The following is a 14,713-nucleotide window of genomic DNA, read 5'->3' on the forward strand; positions in this document are numbered from 1 at the left end:
ATTGCCGAAATTTAACCAATCCAGAGTGTGATGGGTGTAACAAATAAGGATTCTTCCATGTTGAGTTTCGACCCGGAAAGCGTGCCACTCCCGTTAGGCCATTATATCGGCGGGAAACATGTGCAAACACAAGGCGAATCTTTTGCCGTTAAACGCCCCTCAGATGGTCGTGTTTTTGCCACCCTGCATGAAGCCCAGGCGGACGATGTTGATCGTGCCGTGATGACGGCGCATCAGGCATTAAAAACCAGCGGCTGGTCAGGTTGTCCCCCCCGTGAACGCGGTCGGGTTTTGCGCCGCTGGGCGGACTTAATCGAACAGGATCTGCTGCTGGCCCAGCTTGAAGCACTTGGCTCAACGCGTCCGATCGCCGACGTGGTACAGCATGAAATTCCCTTCACCGCCGAAGCCATTCGTTTCTATGCCGAATGTGCTGACAAATACAGCGGTGACCTGTTTCCCACGCGGGATAGCAGCCTGGGAATGCTGATTGCCGAACCCTATGGCGTGATCGGGGCGATTACGCCCTGGAATTTCCCCCTGTCGATGGCCTCGTGGAAATGCGGGCCGGCCCTGGCAGCAGGAAATGCGGTGGTGCTGAAACCCTCTGAACTCACGCCGCTTTCTACCGTACGCATGGCAGAGCTGGCGGTTCAGGCTGGTTTACCCGCTGGCATCCTGAATATCGTGCAGGGCAGCGGGGCGGTAACGGGCAGCGCGCTCGTCAGACATCCGCGCGTGCGCAAAGTGTCTTTCACCGGTTCCACCCTGACCGGCGCGCGCATCATGAGCGATGCCGCACAGTTTGGCATGAAGCCCGTTACGCTGGAACTGGGCGGTAAAAGCCCCCAACTGGTTTTCGATGATGCAGGGGATATTGAGGTGCTGGCGCAGCGTATTCTGCGCGGCTTCACCGCAAATGGCGGCCAGGCCTGCGTTGCGGGTACGCGCTTAATCGTGCAGCGCGGCATTGCCGATGCGCTGACGGAACGGCTGGCGGCGTTATGTCGTGAGGCCAGGCCAGGCGTTACATGGCAGGACACCTCGCGTTATGCACCGCTGATTGATGCGCGACAGGGCAATAAAGTGCGTTCGGTCATTGAAGATGCCAAAGCGCAGGGCGCTGAGGTGCTGGTAGGCGGCGAACGCTTCGCGGACACCGATGAGGGCTGGTTCTGGCAACCCACGCTGTTAAGCCAGGTGAAGCAGGATAATCCGGCGGTACAGCAGGAAATTTTTGGTCCGGTACTGACCATTCAGACCTTCGACGATGAAGAGCAGGGGCTGGCGCTGGCAGCACATGATACGTACGGCCTGTGTGCCGGTGTGCATACGCTGAGCCTGCCACGGGCCATGCGGGCGATACGGGCGATTGACGCCGGTACCGTGTGGGTCAATCGCTATGGACGCTCCGGCGATTTCATCATTCCAACCGGCGGTTTTCTGGGCTCGGGTATTGGTAAAGATTTGGGACGCCAGGCGTTCCAGGCCTGCCAGCGCCAGAAAAGCGTACTTATCGATTTTTAAGCACCACACCTGACAATAACGAGGTTAATTCCATGGCACTGTTTAAACCCAAATTCATCACTTTTGATTGTTACGGCACGCTGATCTTTTTTGATATGGCAGGTGCAGCAAAGCGCTGTTTTGCGGAGCGGGTGGACGCGAATGCCATGGATGCCTTTGTCGCTGACTTTTCGGGCTATCGTCTGGATGAGGTGCTGGGTGCCTGGAAGCCTTATTACGACGTGGTCAGCAATGCGATTCAGCGCACCTGTAAAAAATGGGGCGTGAAATGGGAGCAGGCAGACAGTGATTTTATCTACACCGACTGCGCCACCTGGGGACCGCATCCGGATGTGCCCGCCGGATTAGCCAAAGTGGCGAAAGAATTCCCGCTGGTGCTGCTGACTAACTCGATGAACGACCTGATTCCGCATCACATTCCTCGTCTTGGCGCGCCTGTGCATATGGCGATTACGGCGGAAGAGGCCGGTGCCTATAAACCGCAGATGAAAGGCTTTGAATACATGCTGGAAAAACTGGACTGCCGTCCAGACGAAATTCTGCATGTGTCATCCAGTTTCCGTTATGACCTGATGACCGCGCACGACCTGGGCATTAAGCATAAGGTCTGGGTCAATCGCGGGCATGAACCGGCCAATCCCTATTATCAATACACCGAAATTAAAGATATTGGCGGCCTGCCTGGCGTCGTCGGTCTTTGAGGACACCGTCATGAAACTGGAATCGTACTGGCAAGCCACCGCCCCGTCGTTCAGCGCCGCCGCTAAAGCCCCCTTACCTGCACAGGCCGATGTGGTCGTGATTGGGGCGGGTTTTACCGGTGTGTCCGCAGCGCTGACGCTGGCGCGTAGCGGAATTAATGTGGTGGTGCTGGACAGCGGAGAGGTGATGAGTCAGGCCTCGTCACGCAACGGCGGCCATTGCAACACCGGCGTGGCGCAAAACTTTGCCTCGCTGGTTGGCAGCCACGGACTTGACCAGGCCAGTCGCTTCTACAAGGCATTTGACGATGCGGTGACCTATGTTGAGCAGTTAATTAAGCAAGAGCAGATCGACTGCGATTTTCGTCTGTGCGGCAAGCTCAAACTGGCCAGCAAGGCATCCCACTTCTCCGGCCTGCAGGACGCCTGGACACTGATGCGCCGCACCGTGGATCCCGATATCCAGTTACTGAGCAAAGATGAGGTTCAGCGTGAAATTGGCGGTGGTGACTTTCATGGTGGACTCTTGCAACAGCATGGCGGCCAGATGCACATGGGCAAGTTTGGTGTGGGCCTGGCCGAAGCTGCGGTGCGCAGTGGCGCAAAAATCTATACCCATCATCACGTCACTCAGCTGGTACGGCTCGACGGCTATCGTCACCGGGTGGTCACCAGCCAGGGCGAAATCCTGGCCGACAAAGTGCTGATGGCAACCGGCTGCTCCAGCGAAGGCCCGTTCCCGTGGTTTCAGCGTCGTATTGTGCCGGTGGGCAGTTTTATTGTCGTCACTGAGCCACTGGATAATGCGCTGCTTCATGCGCTGCTGCCCGAAAACCGCAACTACGTGACCTCGATGAACATCGGTAACTACTTCCGTACCACGGCGGATAGCCGTCTGGTGTTTGGTGGCAGGGCGCGCTTCGCCATCAGCAATCCGACGTCGGATTCACGCAGCGGCGACATCCTGCATGCGGCAATGGCGAAAATGTTCCCCCAACTGGCTAACACGAAGATCGACTACTGCTGGGGCGGCATGGTGGATATGAGTGCCGATCGTCTGCCACATGCCGGTGAACAGGACGGGGTGTTTTATTCACTGGGTTACAGCGGGCATGGCACGCAGATGTCGGTATGGATGGGCCGGGTGATGGCCGATCTGATAAGTGAGAAATCTCGCGATAACCCCTGGCAGCGCGAGGCATGGCCTGCACTACCGGGCTATCACGGAAAACCGTGGTTTTTGCCGCTCGCCGGGCTCTACTACAAAGCAAAGGATCGCCTTTCATAAATTCACACTGTTTTTCAGGCCGCTCTGGGCGCGCAGTGAATGACGACTCGCCAGCCCGGCAGCGGAACGGCCAGCCAGCATGCGCCGTCTGAATGACGCAGGGGATGTTTCCATGTTCTCTCGAACACGTAATGAGGGTGTACAGATGAGTAAAATTGATAATAAAGAATCTGACGTAACCAATCCTGCTCTGACGCGGATGATCACGGAGGGCACGCTGTCCCGTCGCAGTTTAATGAAGCTGCTTTCCGCCGGTGCGGTGATGAGCACCGGACTGATCGGCTTTCCCGGCATGGCGCTGGCAGAAAGCAAACCGGTTCAGGGCGGAAAAATACGTGTCGGCATGTCTAACGCGTCTGCGACTGATACGCTTGATCCGGCAAAAGGCAGCAACAGCGCCGACTACACGCGCCAGTTTATGTTTTACAGCTGTCTGACAGAGGTCGACAAGTCAATGTCGGTTAAGCCCGGCCTGGCAGAGTCGGTGGATTCTGACGACGGTATCACCTGGAGCATCAAACTGCGCAAAGGCGTCACGTTCCACGACGGTAAGCCCTTTACCGCGAAAGACGTGATTTTCTCGCTTAACCGCCATAAAGATCCCGCCGTGGCCTCAAGTGCATTCAAGCTTGCCGAACAGTTCAAGACCCTTACAGCTGTCAACGACAATGAAGTTCAGCTTGTTCTCGTGGCACCTAACTTTGACCTTCCTTACATGCTGACGACATCTCCCTTCCTGATCGTTCAGGATGGCACCAAAGATTTCAGCAAAGGGATCGGCACCGGCCCCTTCGTGTGCAAAAGCTTCACGCCCGGGGTCAATACCGTGGGCACCAAAAACCCCAACTACTTTAAACCGGGGCTACCGCATCTGGATGAAGTGGAACTGCTGGGTGTGACCGATCAGGCCGCCCGCGTCAACGCGCTGCTGTCGGGCGATATCCAGGTGGCCTCGGGCCTGAAAGCGCCGGACAGTATGCGCATCAGCCGTACGCCGGACCATGCGGTGCTTGAAACCAAAGGTGGCATGTACACCAACCTGATTATCCGCACCGATATCAAACCCGGCAGCAACCCGGATTTCGTGCTGGCGATGAAATATCTGCAGCCCAGAGAAATCATCGTGAAAACCGTGCTGCAGGGCTTTGGCGACGTGAGTAATGACACGCCGGTTCCACCTTGGCATCCGCTGTTTAACGCCGACCTTAAACCGCGTCCGCTCGATCCCGAAAAAGCCAAATTTTATATCAACAAAGCGGGCATGACCGGGCAGACCATTGAGATTGTGACCTCTCCGCCGCTGGAAGGCGCAACGGAAGGGGCACAGCTGATTCAGCAGGTAGGACGCAATGCAGGCCTGAACGTCAACGTGCGTCGCGTGCCTTATGAAGGCTACTGGGGCACCCACTGGATGAAAGATCCGGTGGGCTACGGCTCGATCAACCCGCGCCCAACGCTCGATATGCTGTTCTCACAGTTCTACCTGTCAAGCTCATCCACCAACGAGAGCGGCTGGAAAAACCCTCAGTTCGATCAGTTGGTGATTGCGGCACGTGGCGAACGTGATAAAGCCAAACGCAAGCAGATGTACGGCGATATGCAAACCCTGATCTATGACCACTGCGGTACGCTCATCCCGGCATTTATCAGTTCCATGGACGGTTACAGCAAGAAGGTTAACGGACTTGAAGCCTGGCCATCGGGCATGCTGATGGGCTATCGCTTCCATGAGTTCGCCTGGCTTTCAGCCTGATAATCGTCTGAAGAAGGAGTTCGCCGATGAACCGATACATGATGTTCCTGATTGCCCGGCGCATTGGCGCTGGCATCCTGACCTTGCTTATCGTCTCGGCGGTGGTGTTTTTTATCACCAGCCTGCTGCCGGGCGATGCGGCGCAAATGATCCTGGGGCAAAACGCCACGCCGGAAACCGTGGCGGCCCTGCGCCAGCAGTTGGGCTTAGATCAGCCCCTGCTGGTGCGCTATTTCACCTGGCTTGGCGGTATGCTGACAGGGAATTTTGGCACCTCATTTGCCAGTCATCTGCCGGTAGCACAGCTGGTGGCGCAGCGCTTGCCTGCCACCTTTGAACTGGCTGCCACCACCACGGCGATTTGTGTCCCGCTGGCGCTGATTATTGGCATCGCGGCGGCCATGAATCGTGGCTCAAAACTCGATCGTGCCCTGGTGATTGGCACCATGGCAACGGTTGCGGTACCGGAGTTTCTGGTTGCAACCGTCGCGGTCCTGATTTTTGCAGTGAAGCTGCACTGGGTTTCGGCCATGTCGCTGGGCAGCCCCAATATGGACTTCGCCAGCTACCTTAAAGCCTATGCGCTGCCGGTGATGACGTTATGCTGCGGCCTGGTGGCACAAATGGCGCGCATGACCCGCGCGGCCATTATTAACCAGCTCGACAGCCCTTATCTGGAAATGGCCTTGCTGAAAGGCGTTTCCCCGATGCGGGCGGTGCTCCGTCATGCCTTACCGAATGCCGTTGGCCCTATCGCTAACGCCATTTCCCTCAGTCTTTCTTACCTGTTTGGTGGGGTCATCATTATCGAAACCATCTTCAGCTATCCCGGCCTGGCCAGTCAGATGGTCGATGCGGTCAGCAACCGCGATCTGCCGGTAGTTCAACTCTGTGTGATGCTGTTTGCCAGCTGCTATCTGCTTCTGCTGCTGGTGGCCGATATCCTGACTATCGCCTTTAACCCGAAATGGAGGAGCTGATGAAAATATTGCTTCCCTGGCGCATTTTTCAGTCACTGTCTTTATCGGGCCAGTTAGGCCTGGTGGTGACCTTGTTCTGGCTAATTATCGCGCTCTTCGGCACCTGGTGGGCGCCCCACAATCTCGACGACATTGGTGCGGGCCCGTTAATGGGGGGATTTACGCATGAAAACCTGCTGGGTACGGATTACCTGGGGCGGGATATGCTCAGCCGCATTATGTACGGGGCGAAATTTTCCCTTGGCCTGGCGCTGGGCGCTGCGGTGCTGGCCAGCCTGATTGGCACCCTGCTGGCGCTGTTAGCGGCGGTGACCGGACGCTGGCTGGAAGAGCTGCTGGGCCGTATCAACGACGCCATGCTGGTGTTACCGGGGAAAATCCTGGCGCTGATGATCGTGGCAGTGTTCGGATCTTCATTGCCGATGCTGCTGATTACTGCGGTATTCACCTACTGGCCCGGCGCATTTCGTATCGCCTTTGCCCTGGCCAGCAACTTGCGCAATATGGATTATGTCCGCGCCTCCCGACTGCGGGGAGAAAGCCGCTGGTACATCGCCATCCACGATATTCTGCCCAATATGGTGCACCCGGTCCTGGCCGATTTTGGCCTGCGTTTTGTGTATATCGTTTTACTGCTGAGCGGGCTGAGCTTCCTTGGCCTGGGCGTTCAGCCACCTTATGCCGACTGGGGAACATTAGTGCGTGAAAATATTCAGGGGCTGTTTGATGGTTCACCGGCCGTGTTGATGCCCGCGGTGGCCATTGCCAGCCTGACCATCGCCGTTAACCTGTTTATTGACAGCTTGCAAAGCATGCGTCCGTTGACGCTGGCAAAGGAGGGGGCATGAACGTGACGCAACATACGGCAATGCCTGTGATATCTGTCGATAACCTGCGCGTAACGGCGCATAACGACAACGGGGATGAGCTGGATATCGTGTCCGATATTCGCTTCACGGTGCAAAAAGGCGAAGTGCTGGCGCTGATTGGCGAATCCGGCTCGGGTAAAACCACTATTGCGATGGCGCTCATGGGCTATGCACGCCACGGCTGTAAAATAGCCGAGGGCAATATTCATGTTGCGGGGACCAACATCATGAATCTTACCCCCGCACAGTTGCGCGTTTTTCGCGGCAACAAAGTCGCCTACATTGCCCAGAGTGCGGCTGCCTCTTTTAACCCCGGCATGAAAATTATCGATCAGGTCATTGAACCGGTCGTGATTCACGGCACCATGACGCGCAAGGCGGCGAAGGCCAAAGCGCTGGCGTTGTTTCGTGAGCTGGCGTTACCCAACCCGGATACGATTGGCGATCGCTTCCCCCATCAGGTCTCGGGCGGGCAGTTACAGCGTTTGATGACGGCGATGGCGCTGATCAGCGATCCGGACGTGGTGATTCTGGATGAACCCACGACGGCGCTGGATGTCACCACCCAGGTTGAAGTGTTGAAAGCCTTTCGTCGGGTGGTCAAACAGCGCGGCGTAACGGCAATTTATGTCAGTCATGACCTGGCCGTGGTGGCACAAATGGCCGATCGCATCCTTGTTCTGCTGCAAGGTAAAATCGCTGAGTACGGCACCACTGCGCACCTGATTGGCGCACCGCAAGCGGACTATACGCGCCTGTTGATGGATGCGGCTCAGCAGAAAGAGCGGCCCAGCCACTGGTGCCCGGCGAAAGCCGGTGAACTGCCGCTACTGGAAGTGCGCGATCTGTCTGCCGGTTACGGCCCGAAAGGCAGCGATGGTTTACCCAAAGTGCGCATTCTGGAAAACATCAATCTGACGCTCTGGAAAGGTCAGGCCATCGGCATTATTGGTGAATCCGGATCGGGCAAAACCACCCTGGCTCACGCTATCGCTGGCCTCAATCCGGCCTGCCAGGGGCAAATCTTGTTTAATGGCTACACGGTGGCCGATCAGATGCAAAAGCGCACGGATAACGAGCTGCGCCGTATTCAGTATGTTTTCCAGATGGCGGATACGGCGCTCAATCCGGCGCAAAGCGTGGAGCGGATTCTGTCACGTCCCCTGACGCTGTTTCATGGTCTGAGCGGCATCGCCCGGCAGAACCGGCTGTATCAACTTCTGGATCTGGTGAAGTTGCCGCGCACGGTACTCTCGCGCCGTCCCTGGTCGTTGTCCGGTGGGCAAAAGCAGCGTGTGAATCTGGCACGTGCCCTGGCGGCAGAACCGGATGTCATTCTCTGTGATGAGGTGACCTCGGCGCTCGATACCGTAGTGGCCTCGGCGGTGCTGGATCTGATCAGTGAACTGCGCCGTGAGCTGGGATTGTCGGTAATGTTTATCAGCCACGATATGCACGCCGTGCGTGCCGTGTGTGACGAGATCGTTGTGATGCGCAATGGCGCTATCGTGACCCAGCTGGCACGCGGTAACTACGATCAACCGACCAGTGAGCTCTATTTCGAACGCCTGAAACGTGCGGTTCCTGAGCTACGTCAGGGCTGGCTGGACGAGCATGAAGAGATTCTGAAAGCCGAATAACCGGCACCGCCATTTTGGCAAGCAAAACTCATTTTGGGGCAGCTGAACCAGGGTCATTCTGCCCCAATACACGACGAGGTTGTGACGTCATGCCTGCACCGATTCGTTATGTACAGGACAGCCCGGACTTCCCGGATGCCGCTGATGTGGTGGTGATTGGTGCCGGTATCGCCGGTGCCGCTGCCACCTGGTATCTGGCAAAGCAGGGCCTGAAGGTGGTGCTGATTGAGAAGGGCCTGGTCGGGGCTGAACAATCCAGTCGCAACTGGGGCTGGTGCCGTCAGCAGAATCGCGATGAACGTGAACTGCCGCTGGTGATTGAAGCCTTACGAGGCTGGGAAGAACTCAGTGTGGAAACCGGTGAAGAGCTGGGTTTTCGCCGCAGCGGACTGGTTTACGCCACCCGCAATGAAGCGGACATCGCCGCCTGGGATACATGGGGCCAGATGGCCAAACAGTATGGCATTCGCAGCGACATATTAAATGCGCAGCAGGCGAAAGCCCTTACGCCGGGCAGCACTACAAACTGGCTGGGCGGCGTTTCGGCCCCCACCGACGGTGCAGCAGAGCCCAGACTGGCCGCACCGGGTATAGTGATTGGCGCACAGAAAAAAGGGGCGCTGGTGTTTCAGCAATGTGCGGTGCGCGGGCTGGATATTTCAGCAGGACGCGTCAGCGGCGTGATAACCGAACGGGGAGTCGTCAAAGCCCCCCGCGTGATCTGCGCAGCGGGTGCATGGACCTCGATGTTTTGCCGTCGGCACGGCGTCGATCTGCCGCTGGGGAATGTGATTGGCACCGCCTTTCGGACTCAGCCCATCGAGCAGGCCATTGCCGTTCCTTTTTATACCGAAAGCTTCGCCTGTCGGCCGCAGCTGGATGGCAGCTATACCGTTTCCGTATCGGGCCGTGGACGGCTGGAGCCCGGTGCTCAGGGCTTGCGATATCTGCGTCAGTTTTATCCCACGTTCAAAAGTCGTCGTAAAAATCTTACCCTGAATCTGGGAGTGAAGCCGTTCTTTAACGGCCCTGAGGCGATGGGGCGCTGGGATCTGGATGCCGTTTCGCCTTTCGAGCGGATGCGTATTCTGGATCCGGCTGCCGATGCCTGGGTCGTGGAAAGCGGACTGGCCGCCATGCGCCGCGAATTTCCTGCCCTGGCGAATCTCAAAGTCGCCCAGGCCTGGGGGGGAATGATTGACAGTACGCCGGATGCCATTCCGGTTATTTCAACGGTGGCAAAACTGCCTGGCCTGGTGCTGTCGGCGGGGTTCAGCGCACACGGTTTTGGTATTGGCCCCGGCGCGGGCCGCCTCGCCGCTGAACTGGCGACGGACGCGACGCCGGTGGTGGATCCCACCCCTTATCGTTACAGCCGTTTTATTGACGGCAGCGGACTTGATGCACCTGGCATGATGTAAGGAAAGCAAAATGACATTTGATATTCGTAGCATGACGACCGAAGACATTCCGCAGGTTTATGCGATGAGCCAGACGCTAAACTGGCCGCACCGCCATGAAGACTGGGCGATCGGCATTGAGCTTGGCGAAGGCGTGGTGATTGAAGATCAGGGTGAAGTGATTGGCAGCGCGATTCTCTGGCGCTGGGGCGACAAAGCCGCCACCATCGGTCTGGTCATTGTCGCAAACTCACATCAGGGGCGCGGGCTGGGCAAGCAACTGATGCTGGCCTTGTTAGAGAAAGTTCCCGGCTACAATGTGCGTCTGCACGCCACCGAGATGGGGAAAGGCCTGTATGAAAAGCTCGGCTTCGTTGCCTGCGGTAAGATCCTTCAGTACCAGACGCCATCCCTGACGACGCTGCCCAGGGTCGCGATCCCGGCTGGGTTGACGTTGCGCAGCGCCACCCTTGACGACCGGGATGCGCTGGTAAACATGGACCAGGCCGCCCACGGGCTTTTCCGCCCGGCGCTGGTGGCGCATCTGATTACCGACAATCAGACCGTGATATTGCAGGATGATGAGCAACGCCTTAAGGGCTTTGCCAGCCTGCGCCGTTTTGGCCGTGGCTGGGTCATTGGTCCCGTTATTGCAGAAGATTTTCCGGTTGCGCAGGCGCTGACGGCTGCGCTGATGCAGGGCATGAAGGGCGAGTATTTGCGCATGGATACGGATGCGGCTTTACCGCTGGCTCCCTGGCTGGAGAGCCTGGGCCTCACGAATGTTGATGCGCCCGTCACGATGGTGCGCGGTGAGGTGTGGGTAGCGCAAGGTATGCAGGCGTTTGGTCTGACCACGCAGGCCATGGCCTGATGCACGTTGTCTATAAATCTGAACCCCAGCGCGGCCTCTACTGGCAGCGTTGGCTGGCTGAACACGCGCCCGATATCCACTTACATCTCTGGCCGGAAACCGGTGATGCGGCTCAGGTTGATGCCCTGGTCGCCTGGTTGCCGCCGGATGACCTTATGGCCTGTTTTCCCAATCTGAAAGTCCTGTTTTCTGTGGGCGCAGGGGCTGAGCAGTTTGATCTGTCCACGCTGCCTGGCCACATCCCGCTGATCAGAACGATTGAACCTGGCCTGACGCAGGGCATGGTGGAATACGTCACCTTTGCGGTGCTGGGGCTGCATCGCGACATGCCACGCTATTTCCAGCAGCAACGCCACCAGCAGTGGCAGGCGCATCTGGCGATGCCCGCCAGTCAGCGTCGCATCGGCATTATGGGCCTGGGCGAACTGGGCCGCGCGGCGCTGGCGCAGCTTCAGTCGATGGGATTTGACTGCGGCGGCTGGAGCCGTACGCCGCATCATATTGCGGGCGTGCCGTGCTGGCACGGTGACGATCAGCTGTCCGACTTTCTGGCGCGCAGCGATATTCTGGTGTGCCTGCTGCCGCTAACGTCCAGCACCCAGGGACGCCTGAATGCCGGGCTGTTCGGCCAGTTGCCTGCGGGAGCCGCACTGGTTCAGGTGGGACGCGGCCCTCAGCTAAATCATCAGGACCTGTTGGATGCGCTCGACAGCGGCCAGTTACGGGCCGCGGTGATCGATGTCACCGACCCCGAACCTTTGCCTGCCGGTCACGCATTTTGGACGCACCCGGCTGTGTGGTTGACGCCGCACATCGCCAGCCAGACGCAGAATGACAGCGCGATTAAGGCGCTTCTGGCTAACCTGCGTCGCTTTCAGCGTGGCGAGCCGCTGGTCGGCGTCGTTGATCGTTCACGAGGATATTGAAATGGACCCTTTAGTGGCATTGCGCCGTGATCTGCACCGTCATCCGGAGCTGGGCTTTCATGAAGCGCGGACCAGCGATATTGTCGCGCGGTTTTTAGAGGATCTCGGCATTGAGGTGCATCGCGGCATCGGTAAAACGGGCGTGGTGGGCGTACTGAAAAAAGGCAGCGGTTCACGCATGATTGGACTGCGGGCTGATATGGATGCGCTGCCCATGCAGGACAACGGCGAGGTGCCCTGGACCAGCCAGACGCCGAACTGCAGCCACGCCTGCGGTCACGATGGCCACACCATTATGCTGCTTGGCGCGGCGGCAAAGCTGGCGCGCGAGGTCGAGTTTACCGGCACGGTCTGCTTTATTTTTCAGCCAGCAGAAGAGGGCCTGGCGGGCGCGAAGGCCATGATTGACGACGGTCTGTTCCAGCGCTTCCCCTGCGATGCGGTGTTTGCCCTGCATAACTGGCCTGAATTACCCTTGGGTGAAATTCAGACTCGCCCCGGTGCCATCATGGCCGCGGCAGACCGATTTGATATCACCCTGAAAGGGCCTGGCGGCCATGCCGCTCAGCCCCATCTCACGCACGATACGCTGCTTGCCGTCAGTGAACTGGTGGTGCAGTTAAACACCCTGGTGCCCCGGGCGCTTGATCCCTGCGAACCGGCGTTGCTGACCGTGACGCGCATGCAGGGCGGATTTTCCCACAATATGATCCCTGCGGAAGCCAATATCACCGGCACGGTACGCACGTTCAACCCAGCGGCACAGGACATCATCGAATCACGTCTGCGGCACATGGCCGGGCACATCGCGGCGGCGCATGGATTGGACGCCGAGGTGAATTATTCGCGTTATTACCCGGCCACCATCAACAGCGAGTCTGAGGCAAGTCAGGCCCTTGCGGCCTTGCAGGCGGCAGGCATGACAGCCCGGCTGGCCCCTCAGCCTGCGCTGACCTCAGAAGATTTTGCTTTTATGTTACAGGCAAAGCCTGGTGCTTATTTGTGGATAGGATCGGCACCCAGCAAGCCGCTCCATCACGCCGCCTATGATTTTAACGATGCGCTCATACCCTACGGAATCCAGGCCTTTGTCACGCTGGCCTGTTATGCAACAGGGGCAACATTTCCCGGCTGAAATCCGTGGGATTTTGACACGAAATGCCGCGGCTGACGGAATTACGGCAGCGTCATTGACCAACAGATTGCGATACTTAAGCCAACCGAACACGACGTGGATGAGGTATAAAAATGCAGAATGTCCTGGCAGAGCAGCAAACCTATGCGGACAACAGCCAGTTGCTGGATGTCCGAGATCACAATGTGCCGCGTGGCATTATTACCGCTCATCCGCTGGTGATTGAGCGAGCCAAAGGCAGCGAAGTATGGGATGTGGAAGGCAACCGCTATCTGGATTTTGTGGGTGGTATTGGCGTCCTTAACGTAGGCCACAACCATCCGGCCGTGGTTAACGCCGTGACCCGCCAACTGGGCATGGTGTCCCATGCCTGTTTTCAGGTGGCGGCCTATCCGGGATACATTGAGCTGGCCCAGCGCCTGAATAAGCTGGTGGGCGGTGACGAGCACTATAAAAGCGTGTTTTTCACCAGCGGTGCAGAAGCGGTAGAGAACGCGGTGAAAATCGCCCGTTCTTATACGCAACGGCCGGGCATCATTGCGTTTGACGGGGCTTTCCACGGACGTACCCTGCTTGGCGTGACGCTGACGGGCATGTCTGCGCCATACAAACAGAATTTTGGTCCGTTCCCGGGGGATGTTTATCGCCTGCCGTTCCCGAATCCGTTGCACGGTGTGACTGAGGCCGACTGTCTGAAGGCACTTGATCAGCTGTTTTCTGTGCAGATTTTGCCGGAGCGCGTCGCCGCGATTATCATCGAACCCGTTCAGGGCGATGGCGGCTTCTTACCTGCAGGCCCGGCATTTATGCAGGCGCTGCGTCGTATTACTACCCAGCACGGCATTATGCTGATCTGTGATGAAATTCAGAGCGGCTTTGGCCGTACCGGTACCATGTTTGCCTTCCAGCAACTCGGCATCAAACCCGACATGATCACCACGGCGAAGAGCCTGGCCGGTGGCTTGCCGATTTCCGGCGTGGTGGGCAAAGCCGAGATCATGGACAGTCCGGCCCCGGGCGGGTTGGGCGGCACCTATGGTGGTAATGCGCTGGCCTGTGCGGCGGCACTGGCTGTACTGGATATCTTTGAGCAGGAAAACCTGCTGGCGCGTTCCTGCCAGTTGGGCGAGCAGTTAAACCAGCGTCTGCGCCAGCTTGCGGATAAATATGCCTGCATCGGCGATGTACGCGGCGTGGGCTTTATGCAGGCAGTAGAAATTCTGGATGTGGATACCCATAAACCCGACAGCGCGCTGACACAAAAGATCCTCGACAGCGCCTGTCAGGAAGGCCTGCTGCTGATCAAATGTGGTTTGCATCGCAACACCATCCGCTTCCTTGCACCGTTAGTGACCACCGATTCGCAACTCGAAGAAGCGCTGCATATCTTTGATATTGCGCTGGCGCGTGCGACCGGACGCTTAGGATAGCCGCTCTCTCTCATTGGAAAGGCATCATCCCGGCAGTGCCGCCAGCGTGCGCGCAGCCGGGGTCAACGCTGGCGCATTTTTTGCAAAGCGTGACAGGCCGGGAATTTTTTGTGTTACAAAAAAGTGGCGTACTTGTTATTTTAAAGTGGCGTATTTTAAGTATTGCTAAAAGTGCGCTTTACGCTCGTGT

12 protein-coding genes are annotated in these 14,713 nt (G+C 57.7%); all 12 read left to right on the plus strand.

The window, feature by feature from the left end; translation table 11 throughout:
- Positions 1-57: 57 nt before the first annotated feature.
- The 12 genes from QLG08_RS02465 (at position 58) to gabT (ending at position 14,523) form a co-directional block, all read left to right on the plus strand.
- Positions 58-1,527 carry an aldehyde dehydrogenase family protein gene (locus QLG08_RS02465; RefSeq protein WP_019106485.1) on the plus strand — a complete coding sequence of 490 codons (1,470 nt, stop codon included), beginning with the start codon at positions 58-60 and terminating at the stop codon, positions 1,525-1,527.
- A 32-nt stretch (positions 1,528-1,559) separates the two neighbouring features.
- Positions 1,560-2,228: a haloacid dehalogenase type II gene (locus QLG08_RS02470; RefSeq protein ID WP_013026293.1), complete on the plus strand. Its 669-nt coding sequence runs from the start codon at positions 1,560-1,562 to the stop codon at positions 2,226-2,228.
- Positions 2,229-2,238: 10 nt separating this feature from the next.
- Positions 2,239-3,516 carry an FAD-binding oxidoreductase gene (locus QLG08_RS02475; protein ID WP_014605499.1) on the plus strand — a complete coding sequence of 426 codons (1,278 nt, stop codon included), beginning with the start codon at positions 2,239-2,241 and terminating at the stop codon, positions 3,514-3,516.
- Positions 3,517-3,661: 145 nt separating this feature from the next.
- Entirely contained in the window at positions 3,662-5,269 is a 1,608-nt protein-coding gene (locus tag QLG08_RS02480) for an ABC transporter substrate-binding protein (RefSeq protein ID WP_014605500.1), read from the plus strand.
- A gap of 26 nt (positions 5,270-5,295) precedes the next feature.
- A complete protein-coding gene (locus tag QLG08_RS02485; protein ID WP_238493179.1) occupies positions 5,296-6,249 on the plus strand; it encodes an ABC transporter permease in 954 nt (317 codons plus the stop codon).
- Complete coding sequence (locus QLG08_RS02490) at positions 6,249-7,097, plus strand: ABC transporter permease (RefSeq protein WP_014605501.1); 849 nt, start codon at positions 6,249-6,251, stop codon at positions 7,095-7,097. The genes QLG08_RS02485 and QLG08_RS02490 overlap by 1 nt, the downstream gene beginning before the upstream one ends.
- On the plus strand, positions 7,094-8,758 hold the full coding sequence (locus QLG08_RS02495) for an ABC transporter ATP-binding protein (protein ID WP_282472796.1): 1,665 nt from the start codon (positions 7,094-7,096) through the stop codon (positions 8,756-8,758). Before QLG08_RS02490 ends, QLG08_RS02495 begins: the two co-directional genes overlap by 4 nt.
- An 89-nt stretch (positions 8,759-8,847) precedes the next feature.
- Positions 8,848-10,179, plus strand: a complete 1,332-nt coding sequence (locus tag QLG08_RS02500; protein ID WP_282472797.1) for an FAD-binding oxidoreductase — start codon at positions 8,848-8,850, stop codon at positions 10,177-10,179.
- A 10-nt stretch (positions 10,180-10,189) separates the two neighbouring features.
- Positions 10,190-11,032 (plus strand): GNAT family N-acetyltransferase, encoded by an 843-nt coding sequence (locus QLG08_RS02505; protein ID WP_029570232.1) that lies wholly within the window; start codon positions 10,190-10,192, stop codon positions 11,030-11,032.
- Positions 11,032-11,958 carry a glyoxylate/hydroxypyruvate reductase A gene (locus tag QLG08_RS02510; protein WP_015699998.1) on the plus strand — a complete coding sequence of 309 codons (927 nt, stop codon included), beginning with the start codon at positions 11,032-11,034 and terminating at the stop codon, positions 11,956-11,958. Before QLG08_RS02505 ends, QLG08_RS02510 begins: the two co-directional genes overlap by 1 nt.
- A gap of 1 nt (position 11,959) precedes the next feature.
- Complete coding sequence (locus QLG08_RS02515) at positions 11,960-13,093, plus strand: M20 aminoacylase family protein (RefSeq protein WP_041455860.1); 1,134 nt, start codon at positions 11,960-11,962, stop codon at positions 13,091-13,093.
- Between the two features lie 113 nt (positions 13,094-13,206).
- Positions 13,207-14,523 carry a 4-aminobutyrate--2-oxoglutarate transaminase gene (gene gabT, locus QLG08_RS02520; protein WP_013026283.1) on the plus strand — a complete coding sequence of 439 codons (1,317 nt, stop codon included), beginning with the start codon at positions 13,207-13,209 and terminating at the stop codon, positions 14,521-14,523.
- Positions 14,524-14,713 lie beyond the last annotated feature (190 nt).

The sequence above is a fragment of the Pantoea sp. V106_11 genome (assembly GCF_029967885.1).
Taxonomy (GTDB): Bacteria; Pseudomonadota; Gammaproteobacteria; order Enterobacterales; family Enterobacteriaceae; genus Pantoea; species Pantoea ananatis.

Coding starts and splice junctions, on each gene's coding strand:
- QLG08_RS02465 (WP_019106485.1), top strand. CDS start 58: ATGTTGAGTTTCGACCCGGAAAGCGTGCCACTCCCGTTAGGCCATTAT.
- QLG08_RS02470 (WP_013026293.1), top strand. CDS start 1,560: ATGGCACTGTTTAAACCCAAATTCATCACTTTTGATTGTTACGGCACG.
- QLG08_RS02475 (WP_014605499.1), top strand. CDS start 2,239: ATGAAACTGGAATCGTACTGGCAAGCCACCGCCCCGTCGTTCAGCGCC.
- QLG08_RS02480 (WP_014605500.1), top strand. CDS start 3,662: ATGAGTAAAATTGATAATAAAGAATCTGACGTAACCAATCCTGCTCTG.
- QLG08_RS02485 (WP_238493179.1), top strand. CDS start 5,296: ATGAACCGATACATGATGTTCCTGATTGCCCGGCGCATTGGCGCTGGC.
- QLG08_RS02490 (WP_014605501.1), top strand. CDS start 6,249: ATGAAAATATTGCTTCCCTGGCGCATTTTTCAGTCACTGTCTTTATCG.
- QLG08_RS02495 (WP_282472796.1), top strand. CDS start 7,094: ATGAACGTGACGCAACATACGGCAATGCCTGTGATATCTGTCGATAAC.
- QLG08_RS02500 (WP_282472797.1), top strand. CDS start 8,848: ATGCCTGCACCGATTCGTTATGTACAGGACAGCCCGGACTTCCCGGAT.
- QLG08_RS02505 (WP_029570232.1), top strand. CDS start 10,190: ATGACATTTGATATTCGTAGCATGACGACCGAAGACATTCCGCAGGTT.
- QLG08_RS02510 (WP_015699998.1), top strand. CDS start 11,032: ATGCACGTTGTCTATAAATCTGAACCCCAGCGCGGCCTCTACTGGCAG.
- QLG08_RS02515 (WP_041455860.1), top strand. CDS start 11,960: ATGGACCCTTTAGTGGCATTGCGCCGTGATCTGCACCGTCATCCGGAG.
- gabT (WP_013026283.1), top strand. CDS start 13,207: ATGCAGAATGTCCTGGCAGAGCAGCAAACCTATGCGGACAACAGCCAG.